We start from the raw sequence: 15,470 nt of genomic DNA, 5'->3' as shown, positions 1-15,470 counted from the left end.
GCTAACGATCGTTAGCTTTCCAGGGGCAGGGATGCAGCGTGGTGGCATTGTTGATTAAGAAGCGAAATTTTGAGAATGCGGACACGGGGATAGGTTCGGTTTAGCGGGTACAGCGGCTTCATGACGCTCTAATTTAGTAGGAGACAAGCACGCCATATTGTTTGAAAAAGCCGATAATCGCAGCTGCGTCCATCCGCGAATCCGGCAGCTCTTCTGGATAATAAACGCCGGGAGCGAGCGGTTCGTTGTCAGGCCTTAGCAGCAATTTCTCGGCTTGGACAGCCGCTCCAAGGGCGGTAAGGTGAGTCTGACCGAGCGGGTCCGAAATGGCGATTCGCCGCTCGACCGAGCGGCCATTATGGTCATTTCCCTTTAGGTGAATAAGCACATGATGGGCGCTGCCGGTACCTGGATTATAGAGCAGGCGCTGCCTGAATGATCGGAACCTTTTTCCGCTGATCATTTTCCATATCCCGCTGTTAACGAGTCCCACGAGCAAAGAGGTGGTTGCCTTGCTGTCGAAGGTGATGCGGAAGCTGGCAGTATCAATATGGCTGGCCTTTAGCAATGTCACATGATCGGGGGTGTCAAGCCGATAGCATTTTGCTTTATAGCCATTGGGGAACTGAACTTTCACCGGATCGGTCATCGGATGTACTAGTCGGCTTTTTCCCGCTTCCGTAATATGAAAAGGGATCGTCATCCGATCCATATAGGCGGTAGAATCTGGGCCCGCTTTATCCTGCAGGGAGTATAGAGCATGGATATCAACAGCTACGTTCTCAAGCGAATCGGCATGCAGCATAGCGAATAGAGAAGCTGTCCCCGCCATCCAGCCGGAAGACAGCACGACAGGAGCATGGAGCTCCACCTTTCTCAATTTAGCAGAGGACTGCTCGAATAGCTCTGTCCAGCGCGTCACATCGATGAATGGGATTTTTCTTCTCACGGCAGCTAAAAGCAGCTTATCTTGCAAATCGTTGACAGCGCTGATGATGAGCGAGATATGCTCGCCTGCATGCTGCAGCGGATCTTCCGCATTCGTATCTACAACCGCAGTATGTACACGTTCAGACTCAAAGGCAGCGGCTTTCCCCGGCGATCTTCCTCCCAAAACAATTTCCAAATCCGCATGCCGATCAAGTAAAATGTGGGCGATCTGTCTGCCAACTTCGCCATATCCTCCAACAATAAGAACCTTGTTTTTATACATAAAATAAACCTCCGATTAAATGTTTATATGTTTAAGTTTTTCGACCTATAGCCGTTTGAAAAAGGAATGTCTGTATGCTAGCCTGTATATTGGCACTAGCATTGGCATTCCTCTTCTGCGAATTGGACGAGCTGTTTCATCAGCGCAATAGCGTCATTGAATTCAAGCCGGTAGTACATTTCAGTTCCTTTTTTCTGAACGGTAAGCAGCCCTGCCTGGCGCAATATTTTCAGATGATGGGAAACGGTAGGCCGCGACATCGGAATATGCTCAGCAATTTGCGTTACATTCATGCTGTCTTTGCCGATAAGCAGCGATATAATTTGCTGGCGAACGGGGTCCCCCAGGCCTTGAAAATAAGGGCTTAAACTTTCAAAAATATGAATCGCCTTCTGATTGCCGATAAATTCGCTCATGGCTCCACTCCGCTATATGGTTTAATTGTTTAAACGTTTTGCTAAGTATAAGTGATTTCCTGAAAAAAATCAAATCAACACGAAATGTCACAAAAAACAGCGACTCCTCGTTTCATGGGTACAGGGATCAAGAAGGAGACAGAAGAGACAAAGTGCCTGCTTAATAAGCATATGGACGCCTAATGGGAAGCTTGATATGATCGATCATAACAAGAAATGCCAGTAAGCATAGATGGGGGCATGCGAAGTGACTGAACTATATGAACGGTACAAAAATCTTCTATTCCGGCTGGCGTACCAGCTCACCGGTTCGGTATCTGACGCCGAGGACGCTGTGCAGGACGTATTTATTAAGCTTCAGCGGGTGGAGCCGGAGCGGCTGCAGGAGCCTAAGGCGTATTTATGCAAAATGATGACAAATCATTGTTATGACCTGCTCAAATCGGCGCGTAAACGCCGGGAGCAGTATATCGGACCATGGCTGCCCGAGCCGCTGCAATTGACCGCTGATGATGGATTTGAAGCTGTCGTGCGTGGTGATCTGTTATCTTATGCGATGCTTGCCTTGTTAGAGCGGCTATCGCAAGCCGAGCGGGCGGTATTTGTGCTAAGAGAGGCGCTTTCGTTCGATTACGCTGCTATTGCAGAAATGACAGGCAAAAGTGAAATGAACTGCCGCAAGCTGCTTAGCCGGGCCCGGGGGAAAATGGGTGTTACGGAGCAGGAGCTGGCGGGAGCAGGAGCGGTTAGCGACGAGTGGGCGCAGCAATTTCTCTCCGCTCTGTCCGAGGGCAAGGTGGATACCGTGCTGTCGATGCTTGCCAGTGATGCTGTACTGCTATCCGATGGAGGCGGCAAGGTGAGTGCCGCTATTCGTCCGATCCAGACGAGCGAGCATGTGGCCCGTTTCCTGCTTGGCGTCATTCGCAAGGCGAGCGAAGGAGAGGGCGGTCGCTTCGACATCAAGATAACACAGCTGAACGGCCAGACTGCCATCATGTTCAAGCAGCAAGAGCGCGTAACCTCCGCCGTATTCCTTCATATCAAAAAAGGGCTGCTGCAAAATATTTATATTATCCGCAATCCGGATAAGCTGGAGCGAATGAATTGATTAAATATAGGAAAGCTGTGCTGAAAAGTACAGCTTTTTTGTGTTCAATTTGAATGAAATTAGTTTTTAATTTAATTATTCATAAATTTCTAATTTTTAGAGGAATTTCAAATGAGTTGGAGAATATTTTAGTTATATTGAACTACATAGTGGTACTAAATACACATTAGGAGAAATCAGAAGAATGGATGAACGCAGTATTTTAATTATCACAAGCAAGGGTGATAAAACAGCAAGCATTGAAGAATACAGCATATATAATGATCAAGTACATATTCGTTATAAAAATCAGGGGCAGTCATATAAGTATTTATTGCGAAACATCAAAATAAAGAAAAATCCGATCATTTTTTCTGGGAATAATAACAGAGTATATCATAAGAATGAGAATCTTAAAAATGTGCATGAAATTTTGAAATTTGATGAATTCACTAAAGTTATATTTCGCAATAGCAAACCTCAAATTTACCTTTCTGAATTTATTCGTGTTGAAAAAATTATCATTACAAATAATGAAAAAAAATTCATGGAATACTTAAATGATATTGCTCGATATACAAATACTGAGGATGAAACGGAGGCTTTTTTAAAAAGAGAAATAGGGAAAATAAATAAAGTTAATGCAGATAGTGTGCTTGGCACATATGTAAACCAGGCTCCGATCATTCAATTTGAGCCAAATACAGAGCCAATAATATTTCCTTTTCGTTTTAATTTGAGTCAGAAAACAGCACTTGAACAGGTGTTATGTAATCAGATTTCAATTATAGAGGGCCCTCCGGGAACAGGGAAGACACAGACTATTTTAAATATCTTGGCCAATTTGGCTATTATGAGAGGTAATACAGTTGCAGTAGTATCGGGAAATAATGCTGCGGTACAGAATGTAAAAGATAAATTGGAGAAGGCAGGCTACGGTTTTATTGTTGCGGATTTAGGTAATAACAAGAAAAAAGACGTCTTTTTTCAAAATCCTCCTCATTATAAAAAATTACAAGACACAAAATTAATTCATGAGGAACAGCTTGTAAAACAACTTTCTGAATTATCGGATAAGCTTAATCATCTACTGGAAACTTCCAATCAGAAGGCGAAAATTGAGCATAAACTTTCAGCATATAGATTGGAGCAAAAGCACTTTCAAGTTCACAATGTACAGAATGATATTAGCAACATCCAACGGTTATTCCTTAAAAGGCAAACTCCAGATACAATAATTTCTTTTTTAGCAGATGAATATTTTGTGGGGAATCGCTCTGTGCGATTTTTGAGAAAAGCGAAACTTTTATTTAAGTATGGATTTATTGATTTTAAAAAATTGAAGGAAAACCGTACAGAATTAATTTCAACCTTGCAAATGCGTTATTATGAATCCAAAATAAAGGAATTGGAGGATGAAAAAAACGAGCTGCAATGTCAATTAGATCAGGAATCTTTTGTGAACTTGTTGAAACAGCATGAAAGTATTTCATCAACTTTGTTTAATCACAAACTTGACACTAAGTATAGTCTTGAAAGTCCTTATTTTGGGGATGTTACTAACTATAAAAATACATTTAAACATTTTATTGGTAAATTCCCAATAATACTGAGTACAACGCACTCTATACTTACATGTATTCCTCAAGATTTTTTATTCGATTACATTATTGTTGACGAAGCTTCACAAGTAGATTTATTAACAGGGGCACTCGCTTTATCATGCTGCAAACGGGTTATTATTGTTGGAGATACTAAACAATTGCCTCAGATAGTGGATACCACTATTAAAGATAAACTCAAAAAAATGGATATACCGGACGCCTATGATTATTTTAATCATAATTTACTTTCTACAATGCTTGCTGTATATGACGAGCAACTTCCAAAAGTTATGTTAAGGGAGCACTATAGATGCCATCCTAAAATAATTGGTTTTTGTAATAACCAATATTATGATAATGATTTAATTCCGTTCACAAATGAAGGAGTATCGGATGTCCCGATACGATTGCATTATACGTCACCAGGAAACCATATGAGAAAAGTAACAGTGAAAGGGAAGGAAGGTAGTTTTAATCATCGGGAAATTGATTCAGTAAAAGAGGAGATACTAAGAGAACTTCAATTAGCTCATATTTCAGATGATGATATTGGATTTACTACTCCTTACCGTCTACAGGTTGAGGAGGCCAACATGATGCTAGAGAAGAATATTGAAATTGATACGGTTCACAAATATCAAGGCCGTGAAAAACCGGTTATGATTTTATCAACTGTACTAGATCAGAGTAAAATAGGGAAAATTGGAAGGAAATTTGTAGAGAATCCGCGTTTAATTAATGTTGCTGTGTCAAGAGCGCAAAATCAATTTATTCTAGTGACAGATCACGAATTATTTCGAAATTCTCGAAAAGATGTAGGAAATTTAATTCGATATATAGAGTACAATTCCTTGCACGAGCATATTACAAAAAGTGATCTGATTTCAGTATTTGATTTGCTTTATACTGAATATTCTACAAAGCTTAATCATTTGCAAAGTAGGTTGATTTCGAAATTTAAATATAAATCAGAAAACATCATGTGGCGTGTTTTGAAAGACTTATTAGACGAAGAACCTTATAAAGGTGTTATTTTTGGTACACAAATTTATCTTAAAGATTTATTAAATGATACTGAGCGCTTGGATGAAGATGAGATTAAATATGTGAAAAATAGAGCTTCAGTGGATTTTGTTCTATACGATTCACTTAATAAACAGCCTCTGTTAGTTATAGAAGTAGATGGATTTGCTTCTCATCGTAATAACAAAGACCAATCCGCAAGAGATGTGAAGAAGAACAATATATTAGAAAAGTATAATTTATGTTTGCTTAGATTACCTACTACCGGATCAAATGAAGCTCAGAAAATTAGAAGCAAGTTAGATGAAATTCTGGGTCATTAAAATGGATAAAGTCTCTAAATTGTGAAGAGGAAATTAAAATGAAATTGTTTGAATTTTATAATAGTAGTGTCGTCTTTTTTATTAGGATCCTGGATATTAGTCTATCTGGGATTTTTATTGGAAGTATTGTTGGTTATCTCACGAATTATTATTTCACAAGCAAGAAGCAATTATCATACCAATACTATAATACAACATATATTATAGACGAGAAGTTCCCACTTTCGCATAATGATAATTTTAGTAGAATCCGATATAGGAAGAAAAATGAACTAATAAGAACTTTTTTAGTAATTTGGAATTCAGGAAATAGTATTCTTGAGGAAAAAGATATTTCTAAGTCGATGCCGCTCGTAGCAACAGGTTTTTTAATAAAGGGGATATCTCCTGTGAGCATGACTAGACCTTCAAACAATGTTGAAGCCATATTGAGAGATAGTGAAGTGAAATTTAGTTTTGAATATTTTAAACCAAACGATGGTTTTGTAATTCAAATTATTCATTTATCAAAATTTTTAAAGGTGAAGGGCGATGTCAAGGCGTCAAAAAGCTATGTTGTAAATTGTGGACATATTAAGCACTTTTCAGGAAAAAGGGCAATGAGAATTACGAGTATATTTTTGTTTGGAGTCGCCATTTTATTTGCTGAGTTTTATTTGAAGTTCGGTCATATACATGCCCCCTGGATGAAACTTCCACCTGATCAAAGTTATTTGGGTATTTATGCAAATCTATTACTAGGAATGTATTTTTGGAGAGAGGCAAAAAGATCTTTTCCTAACAAACTAAAATTTGATAAGCACAAAATTTATTATTTAACTTCCAATGAAACTGAAATTTATAAAAAAGATTCTTAAACCTAATATATTTATCCGACTTGCTAAAACAAGAAGGATGATCCTCAGCTACTTGACATTATGGTCATAGTAGCTTTTTTATTGACAGTTTGCACTAAGTTAATTACTCTAATTAAAGTATATAAAACAAAGTATAAGGTGGAGTGGAGCATGAAAGCATTTTTGAAAAACAAAATGGTAATCGGCGGCATTTTTATGATGGTTTTTTATCAGATTGCGATGATCGGGATGTTTATGTATGGGTACAGCGCGGTACCAAAAAACCTGCCTGATCTCACGGTGGCGATTGTAAGCGAGGACGAGCAAACCGGAGCGAAGATGGTTGAGCAGTTGAAAGAACAGCTGCCATTCCATATCAATACGGGGCTTAGCTTGGAACAGGCAAAAACCGAGCTGGACAATCGCAGTGTTCATTTAATCGTTCATATCCCGCAAAATTTCACGCAGCAGCTTTCCCAGCAGGGTGAACAAGCGCAATTGGATTTTTTCATGAATGATTCTAATCCGGCGACGACAAGCAGTGCGATGCAAAGTGTGGCTGACCAAATTTCCAGCAAAATGGTTGCCCAAATTCAGACGCAAAGCTTTGAAGGGCTTTTGCAAAATATGCAGCTGCCAGAGGAGCAGGCGCAGCAGATGGTGGAAGGCATCATGACCAAAGTATCTGCCAATATGGTTGTGACGAACCCGAAGCCTGCCGGCATGCACAACCAGATGGCTCCGATGTTTCTGGCAATGGCTGGCTATGTTGGGGCAATGATTTATTCGATGATTAGTGTTGGCGCTTTGCAGCAAATGAAAGGACAGCTGGGCAAATGGAAAGCCTTCCTCGGTTTGCAGGGGCTTAATGCGCTGCTGGCCTTAATCGTTCCGCTCATTGGCTTGACGATTTATTTCTCTATCCATGGCTATGGTGCCGAGACGTTTCTAAAAGTCTGGATGTTACACGCCCTTGAATTATTTACAGCTATTTCGTTTACGAGCATCTTCTGTATGCTGGCCGGCCAAGCGGGCATGCTGCTTAATATGCCGCTGCTGCTGTCGCAGACCATCGCCGGCGGAGCAATGATGCCCCAGGAAATGATGCCGGGCTTTTTCAAAGCAATCAGCTACATCTCCCCGATGTTTTACACGATTCAGCTGGATTACAATCTGCTCTTCGGCGGGGGGCAGACGCCCAAGTATTTGCTGGGACTCGCGCTAATTGGCGCTGGAGCACTGCTGATCAATACGCTGATTCACCAATTTAAAGGCGTTAAAGCTACGAATGAGGAAAATACGCCTGCAGCTCAGCCGCAATTCATGTAAAATAAAAGGGTTGGCAGGCTCCCTAGCAGCTTGTCAGCCCTTTAAGCTAGTTATGGAGGCGATGCAATGACCTTGCAAATTTTTATTCTTGGAACGTTGAGCGAAGCGGAAAGCCATCCGTATGATATAAAAAAGCAGGTGCTCAAGTCGCTCGGCAATACGATTCCCATAAACGATGGAACGCTGTATTATCAATTTGATGTACTGCAGAAAAAAGGGCTCATTCAAAAGCTTGAGGTCGTTCAATCAGACAACCGTCCAGAAAAGACGACCTATGGCATTACCGACAAAGGCCTCAAAGCGCTGGAAACCGAAATTTATGCCGCTTATCAAAACGTGACTAACATAACAGCTCTATATGCTACGCTTTTTTATTTGGACAAGATCGATAGAAGCAAGCTGGCTTATTTGATTGAGGAAGCAATTGACAAGCGCCAGGATAGACTCAAAATGATTGAAGGGACGGACCTGGATACGCTGCCAATTTCGCAGGAGAAGCACAAGCCGCTTGAGCTGCTGGCCGACCACGCCTACCATATGATTCAGAGCGACGTCGCTTGGCTTCAAAAGCTGCTCGTTTATGTGCGAAGCGAATAGGCCCATCGTGGATAAAATTCAATATTTGTCGCAATTTAATCTGCTTCATTCGTTGTCGATGGAAGATTTAATCGAGATGGAGGAGCTAACCGTCATTACGCCTTTTCCGAAAAATACCTTTATTCAGACGCCGGCGACATTTGCCGAAGGACTTTATTTTGTGAAAAAGGGTAAGGTGCGCTTGTATAAGCTTAGCGCGGAGGGCAAGCAGTTCACTTCGGATATTTTAAGCGAAGGCAATGTATTCGGGGAGATGGCGATGATTTCGTTTGGAACGCGGAACCATTACATTGAAGCAGCCGAAGACAGCGATATTTGCTTGATGGACCCGAAGCGCTTTGAAAATTTTCTGCTTCATCGGCCCCGGTTCATGCTGTCTTTGCTTGAGGTATTAAGCGATCGCTTGAACGGCATGAGCCAGTTGACGGAGCATTTGGCGCTCGGAAACCTGCATGATAAAATTTTACATGCGCTGATGCGGCTCGGCAAGGACTTCGGACTTACTCGCGCGGGCGAATTCGATAAAATAAACTTTCCGCTCTCGCATCAGGAAATTGCCCATCTCGTTGGCGCGAGCCGGGAATCCGTAACGATCGCCCTTCAAGAGCTCGTTAAAGAAGGCTTCATCAGCACCGGCTTTAGAACCATTTGCATCCACCAAGGTAAGCTTTTGGAGCGTCTGGCAACTTAGCTGCAAAACGAAACAAAACAAAGCTGTAAGCTGCCTTACAGCTTTTACGATCCCTTATCGCGTATTTTATAAATAGCAGCTTGCTTGGAAGGCATTATCGGCTATTGCCCGGCGATGCGTACTGGCATGCTGCTATTTTTAAAAAGGAAAGGGAGAGTTTTATGGATACCGAAATGCTGATACCGGATGTTATTTTGCACCGTAAAGGTGCTCGAAAAATAGACGATATTCCGCCAAAGGTTGCCAGTCTGCTCAATGAGGGCAAGCTTGAAAGCGCCAATTTGACCGAATGGCTGGCCGTTGACCATAAATCGCTGCTGCGTGCCGTAACAGGTGGGCTGTGCCTTGGACAGGATGCTGAGCCCATGCTGCTGCGGATGAACGCATTCAGCGAGTGTAAAATCATGAAGATCATTCCAGCCATTGCGGGAGAGTGGCTCGCATGGTTGGAAGGCAAAAGTGCTGCGGAGCGAACCGGCCTTTATGAGGCGCTGGAGGGCCATCGCTCGGATAGTGTCCGCTGCTGGGCCGCATACATGATCGGGCTCGATGCCCAATTGAGCTTGGAGCAGAAATTGGCTGGCATTCGCCCGTTTGCGGCAGATCATCATTTTGGCGTGCGTGAAATAGCCTGGATGGCTGTAAGGGAGCCCATTATTCGCGAATTAAGAGAAGCATTGGTTTATTTCGCAAGCTGGGTAATAGATGCTGATGCCAATATTCGGCGCTTTGCTATTGAAGCCACGCGTCCGGTAGGCGTATGGGCCAAGCATATTGCGGCTTTAAAGGAAAATCCTGCTCCTGCATTGCCGCTATTGGAGGCCGTATGCTCCGACCCGGCAAAATATGTGCAGGACTCTGTGAGCAACTGGTTGAATGATGCCGGCAAAACGAATCCGGATTGGGTGCTTCAGGTATGCAAGCGTTGGCAGGAGCAGTCCGATACGAAGCAAACCAAGCGGATTGTAACGAGGGCAAAGCGCAACCTGCTGAAATAAGCATAAAAGGCACCACAGCATATAGCTAAATGAATAGTGTGAAAGAAGAGCATGTGCTTTGGGCATATGCTCTTCTTTTTAACTTTAATTGAGAAGTTTTATCATTTATAATAGTGAAAAGGGGTTTAGCTACAGTAGGAGAGAAGCAGCATGAAGCTGGGTGAGCATATAACCGTATGGAATCATACGGCGGTGAAAATATTTGATATAAGGCATATTATCATGAATGCTGGGGAACGGCTGAGTGATTATCGTTTTCCGGCTAGCGGTTTTTTGTATGGGGTAAAAGGAGCGGCGAATTTGCGCCTGGACGGCCATTTTTATCAGTCGCGACGATTTTATTTGCTGCATGGCGCAAAGGGAATGCAGCTGGAAGTCGAAGCGCAGGAAGAATTTGAATTTTATTTGCTGTACTATCGGGCAAAGCTCGCTTTCTCGGGCTGGAGGGAAATTCGCCAGCTGCTGGAGCGCCGAAGCCCTTTTGAAATTCAATATGGGTTTGAGCCCGATGAGCCGCTGGCCATGCTCGTGCTGATGTCAACGATGAATCAGACGCTCCGAAATGACGGAAGTCTCGGCAGCGTGCAAATTAAGGGGTTGTTTTACCAATTTGTACACGAGGTGCTGGGCCAGCTGAAAACTACGGAGATGGCGAGCGGCGAGCCGGATCTTGTCACTCAGGCAATACGTTTTCTGCATGAGCATTATCAAGAAGGGATATCACTGGACGAGCTTGCCAATCGCTTTAACTATAGTCCGCGTTATCTGTCGATGAAATTTAAGAAGCAGACGGGCGCAAGCCCGATTGATTATCTCATTCAAATTCGCATTAAGGAAGCGAAAAAGCTGCTGCTGGAGTCGGGAGCGACGCTTCGGGATATCGCAGCGTATGTCGGTTATACGGATGAATATTATTTCAGCCGTTTATTTAAGAAGCAGACGGGCCTATCGCCAGCACGTTATCAGGCCAAGGAGCGAGGCGGCAGCATAAAGGAAGATAGTCCATTGGGCAGTGCCAAATTGTCCATTGGATCGTACGAACGGCAACGTTATAGTATGGATGGTGGTGATAATCATTATCAATATTATAACGGAGGGTTTACAGATATGAAAAGAAATAAAAATTCAGCGCTCGTATTGAGCATGCTGCTCAGCTTGACATTAGTGCTTGGCGCTTGCTCTACTGGAGGAACCAATGCGGGTTCAAACACATCCCAGGCTGCGACGAATGTAACCGCAGCTACTGCGGCTAATGCCGATACTGCTAGGGAAGCGAGTACACGGACCATATCCACGATAAAAGGTGATGTTGTTGTTCCAGCGGAGCCAAAGCGTATCGTTGTGCTGTATATGCTCGGTGATGCAGTTGCTCTTGGCATTAAGCCAATCGGCATTTCTGAAGTTTATGATGGCGCAGCCTTCTCAGAGCAATTGGAAGGTGTGGAATCGCTGGGCCACTGGAATGAAACGAACCCGGAGGCGGTCATGGCGCTTGATCCGGATCTGATAATCGCCAATTCCGAGGATAATTACAGGGTGCTTAAGGATATTGTGCCAACCGTGCTCATTCCTGCCGATCAAGTATCAACAGTGGAGCGGATTACGAAGCTTGGTGAAGTGTTTGGCAAGGAAAAGGAAGCGCAGGCGCTGCTGGATAGCTTCCAGAGCAAGGTGGAAGAGAGCAAAGAAAAGCTTCGCTTGGCTGGCTTGCTGGACAAGACAATTACGATTATTGAAGGCGGCACGAAAGAAATGCTGATCATTGAAAGCAAGGAATATGGTCGGGGCTCGCAAATCGTTTATGATTATTTAGGCATGAAAGCACCGGAAATCATTCAGCAGAAGCTGGAGAAGACGAAAATGGTAGAAAGCGAAATGGTATCTATGGAAGTGCTGTCGCAATTTGCGGGCGATTATGTGATACGCTCCTCTTGGGAGGGGATGGATGATCTGTCGGGACATCCGGTTTGGAGCAGCTTGCCTGCGGTGAAGGCCGGGCATGTCATCGATGCGGATTTCGGCTTGTTTTATTACACCGATCTTTATTCGTTGAATACGCAGTTGGATGTCATTACGAACGCTTTGCTGGCGACAACGGCAAACAAGTAACTGTAAGACGGCTATGAAACGTTCTGCTCTATTCATTCAGAGCAGAGCGTTTTTTTAATATAGGAAAGTATACGATTTTTATACGGAACACTGCTCATTAAAGTATCCTGAATTGGTTGCCACTAAGAATGATTATCAATTATAATGGAACTAATTTAAACGTTCGGGTGGGTTTGCAACAGGGGAGTGAAGCGGCAGTATGCAATTAAATGAACATATAAGGCTATGGAATCATGTTTTTATTAAAATAATTGATATTCGCTATTCGGCAATGGACAAAGGGGAAGAGCTTTCCTCTTATCGGCTGCCAGCCAGTGCGTTTATGTATACGGTGCGGGGAAACGCGAAAATCTGGCTGGACCGGCAAATGCATGTGGCTAAGCGATTTTATATTTTTCATGGCGGCAAAGGCATGAGCTTGACTATTTTGGCGGAGGATGAGCTGGAATATTATATGATTTTGTACAAGCCGACGCTTGCGCTGCCGAGCGCACAGGATCTAGCGAAGCGGATAGAGAAGGATAATCCTTTCCATTATCAATATGCGTTTGAGCCTAGCGCGCCGCTTGCTTTATTCGATAAAGTCGAGCGTTTGTATGAGGAGTGGAGGCAGGAGACGGGGCTGGGCAGGCTGCAGGTGAAGGCAGGCTTTTACCAGTTCGTCTATGAGCTGCTTTGGCAATGGCATCAGCAGGAAATGGACCCGATTCGACCGGACCTAGCAGCGATGGCCATTCACCATATTCATGAGCATTACACTAAGCCGCTTACGCTGGATATGATCGCTGTGGCATTGGAATGCAGCGAAGGGCATCTGTCGAGACTGTTCAAAAATAAAACAGGCAGCAGCCCTATGCATTACATAGGCCAGATCCGGACCCAGCGTACGACGCAGTTGCTGCTGCGGACGGATGCGACCCTGCAGGAAATTGCCGAAAACGTAGGCTTCCCAGATGCCCATTCTTTAAGCCGAAGCTTCAAAAAATTTAAGGGGATTTCTCCAGCTCGATATAGAGAGAAGTATGGCATGGAAGGGAAAGGTCGGGATTTGCCCATATCGATGCAAGGAATTGCCGTTCTGCAACCTCCGTTTTATCCCTATAATGATACTGAAAATCATTTTCATTATCGGACAGGGAGAGAGTTATTGATGCAAAGAAGAACGAAAATAGCAGTTATGGCTTTAGTGATGTGCTTTACCTTGCTCGTAAGCGCATGCGGGGGAGCGGCAAATACGAGTGTTAGCCCTTCGGGATCTGCGACTAACCAGTCGGCTAGTGCTGCGAATGCGGAGACATCGCCTGCGGCTCAGCAAGCGGAGCCACAAGCCGCGACCCGGATCGTAGCTACGCCTAAAGGTGATGTAGAGGTGCCTGCTAATCCGCAGCGGGTTGCCGCCGATCAATATATGGGCCATCTGCTGAAGCTCGGCATTGTGCCAGTTGGAGTTAGAAGCTATATGTTGAATGAGGCATGGATTAGCAAATCCGGTATTTCACAGGACGTTCTGGACGGCATAGAGGATTTGGGCGATTTTCCGTTGAATTTGGAGAAGCTGACGTATTTGGAGCCGGATCTCATTATTGGCTCTATTGATGAGAATATTGAGCAATACGAGAAGGTTGGCACGACGGTGTTTCTTCCTTATTGGGAAGGGCTGAAGACAGCGGGGCCGCTCGATAAATTCCGCAAAGTAAGCACAATCTTCGGCAAGGAGCAGGAAGCAGAGCAGTGGATCACGGAATATGAAGCAAAGGTTGAAGAAGCCAAAGCGAAAATAGCCGGAATCGTCAAAGCGAGCGAAACGGTCTCCATCGTCCAATTCGGATACAATGCGCTGTATGTAATGGCCGCTGAGGGCGGCAATTATGGCAGCTCAACTATTTATCAAATGCTGGAGCTGCCGCCAACGCAGCAGGCGAAAGATATGAAGGATGGCTTTGCAAGTATTTCATTGGAAGTTCTCTCTGAGTATACGGGCGACCATATCTTTTTATACGGGGCAGATGATGAAGGCAATGAAGAAATATTGAACAGCCAGTTGTGGAAGCAGCTTCCTGCTGTGCAGAAAGGCCAAGTGTATGCTTACGGCTCATCTGGTGAAAAAGACGATGAGTTCGTTATGGAAGATCCGTATTCTCTGGAGCTTCAACTGGAGAAAGTCGTCAGCGTCATGACGGCGAATCAAAAATAAAAGGTAGAAAGCCGCCAGTCCTGTTTAGAGGATTGGCGGCATTTTTATGCTGGGATTATGGGGTCTGCTTAATCGACGGGCAGCTTGACGAATCGATAGGTGCTAGGCGCTCAAGTTTAGCCTTCCTGCTTAGCAAACAAGGTGCTCGATAATAAGGAGAGCGTTTGCTGATAGGTAGCATAGGCAGATGGGACATCGCCAAAATGCCCGCCCATTTGCAGATGGATGACGCCGTGGAGGGCGCCCCAGACGAGGCGGACAATTTCTACCGTATCCGTCGGTGACGCCGCTGACAGGAGACCCTGCTGCTGAGCGCTGCCGATTACATAGATCAACTGCCGCATAGCCGTCACCGTGCCCTGCAGGCTTTCCTCATCTGGCTTGAAATCGCCGAATGCTCCGCCAAACATCAGCTTGTAATAGCTGGTGTAGCGTTGTGCAAACTGCCAGTAGGTTTCGCCCAGAGCGAGCAAATGCTCCCTCGGATCGGCGAGTGCAGGCGTTGCCTCAAACTCGCGAGCCATGATTTTGCAGCCATCGAGATACAGCTGCTGCGCAAGCCCCTCTTTATTGACAAACAAGCTGTAAATAATTTTGGTGGAGCAGCCCATTTTCTGTGATACTTTACGAACGGTAACTGCCTCAGGGCCTTCCTCCTGCAAAATAGTAGCCGCAGCGTCTACGACGAGCTTGCGGAGATTTTCGGTATTTTGCAGCCGGGCTTCCTGATAGGTTTTCAGCTCGCGCTTATTCGTATTAAGGGGATGATCCTGTTCACTCATTTTTATCACCTTCGTCTCGGTCAACCTGTTTTTGATAAGCAACAGGGTTTCCTATTCACTAATCCAAATTCTATACAGACGATGAAGGCTTGTCAATGCGCAGGAGAAGGCTTTGGACAAGCTGCCCTGCTCCCTTTATATTTATGATCAGAGCAAGTTGAATAAAAAAACATTGACATCATTAAGATGTCGGATTACTATGATTCTATACAGAAACACTGTTACCGATCAAGCGAACGACTCGTTTTAGCTCAAAAGTAACGGT

At 44.1% G+C, this 15,470-nt stretch carries 12 protein-coding genes; 9 read left to right on the top strand and 3 right to left on the bottom strand.

Annotation, left to right across the window (positions count from 1 at the left end; all coding sequences use genetic code 11):
- Positions 1–133 precede the first annotated feature (133 nt).
- Complete coding sequence (locus tag MHB80_RS20275) at positions 134–1,213, bottom strand: saccharopine dehydrogenase NADP-binding domain-containing protein (RefSeq protein WP_341278670.1); 1,080 nt, start codon at positions 1,211–1,213, stop codon at positions 134–136.
- A 95-nt stretch (positions 1,214–1,308) separates the two neighbouring features.
- Positions 1,309–1,629 (bottom strand): metalloregulator ArsR/SmtB family transcription factor, encoded by a 321-nt coding sequence (locus MHB80_RS20270; RefSeq protein ID WP_341278669.1) that lies wholly within the window; start codon positions 1,627–1,629, stop codon positions 1,309–1,311.
- Between the two features lie 247 nt (positions 1,630–1,876).
- On the opposite strand from MHB80_RS20270, the gene MHB80_RS20265 reads away from it, so the two are divergent.
- The 9 genes from MHB80_RS20265 (at position 1,877) to MHB80_RS20225 (ending at position 14,423) form a co-directional block, all read left to right on the top strand.
- A complete protein-coding gene (locus MHB80_RS20265) occupies positions 1,877–2,740 on the top strand; it encodes an RNA polymerase sigma-70 factor (RefSeq protein WP_341278668.1) in 864 nt (287 codons plus the stop codon).
- A 184-nt stretch (positions 2,741–2,924) separates the two neighbouring features.
- Positions 2,925–5,669 carry an AAA domain-containing protein gene (locus tag MHB80_RS20260; protein ID WP_341278667.1) on the top strand — a complete coding sequence of 915 codons (2,745 nt, stop codon included), beginning with the start codon at positions 2,925–2,927 and terminating at the stop codon, positions 5,667–5,669.
- Positions 5,670–5,707: 38 nt separating this feature from the next.
- Positions 5,708–6,526 carry a hypothetical protein gene (locus MHB80_RS20255; RefSeq protein ID WP_341278666.1) on the top strand — a complete coding sequence of 273 codons (819 nt, stop codon included), beginning with the start codon at positions 5,708–5,710 and terminating at the stop codon, positions 6,524–6,526.
- A 150-nt stretch (positions 6,527–6,676) separates the two neighbouring features.
- Complete coding sequence (locus MHB80_RS20250) at positions 6,677–7,834, top strand: ABC transporter permease (protein WP_341278665.1); 1,158 nt, start codon at positions 6,677–6,679, stop codon at positions 7,832–7,834.
- Between the two features lie 66 nt (positions 7,835–7,900).
- The gene (locus MHB80_RS20245) at positions 7,901–8,431 is read left to right on the top strand and encodes a PadR family transcriptional regulator (RefSeq protein WP_341278664.1); all 531 of its coding nucleotides are present in this window, start codon (positions 7,901–7,903) and stop codon (positions 8,429–8,431) included.
- A 7-nt stretch (positions 8,432–8,438) separates the two neighbouring features.
- Positions 8,439–9,122, top strand: coding sequence for a Crp/Fnr family transcriptional regulator (locus MHB80_RS20240; RefSeq protein ID WP_341278663.1), 684 nt, complete (start codon positions 8,439–8,441; stop codon positions 9,120–9,122).
- 161 nt (positions 9,123–9,283) lie between these two features.
- On the top strand, positions 9,284–10,120 hold the full coding sequence (locus MHB80_RS20235) for a DNA alkylation repair protein (RefSeq protein WP_341278662.1): 837 nt from the start codon (positions 9,284–9,286) through the stop codon (positions 10,118–10,120).
- A 150-nt stretch (positions 10,121–10,270) separates the two neighbouring features.
- Positions 10,271–12,229, top strand: coding sequence for an AraC family transcriptional regulator (locus MHB80_RS20230; protein WP_341278661.1), 1,959 nt, complete (start codon positions 10,271–10,273; stop codon positions 12,227–12,229).
- 199 nt (positions 12,230–12,428) lie between these two features.
- A complete protein-coding gene (locus MHB80_RS20225) occupies positions 12,429–14,423 on the top strand; it encodes an AraC family transcriptional regulator (RefSeq protein ID WP_341278660.1) in 1,995 nt (664 codons plus the stop codon).
- A 116-nt stretch (positions 14,424–14,539) separates the two neighbouring features.
- Here the strand turns inward: MHB80_RS20225 and MHB80_RS20220 are convergent, their stop codons facing one another.
- Complete coding sequence (locus tag MHB80_RS20220) at positions 14,540–15,205, bottom strand: TetR/AcrR family transcriptional regulator (protein WP_341278659.1); 666 nt, start codon at positions 15,203–15,205, stop codon at positions 14,540–14,542.
- Positions 15,206–15,470 lie beyond the last annotated feature (265 nt).

This window comes from Paenibacillus sp. FSL H8-0537 (genome assembly GCF_038051995.1).
Classification (GTDB): Bacteria; Bacillota; Bacilli; order Paenibacillales; family Paenibacillaceae; genus Pristimantibacillus.
The sequence above is the reverse complement of the archived record's forward strand: the minus strand, read 5'-3'. Positions and strand labels throughout refer to the sequence as shown.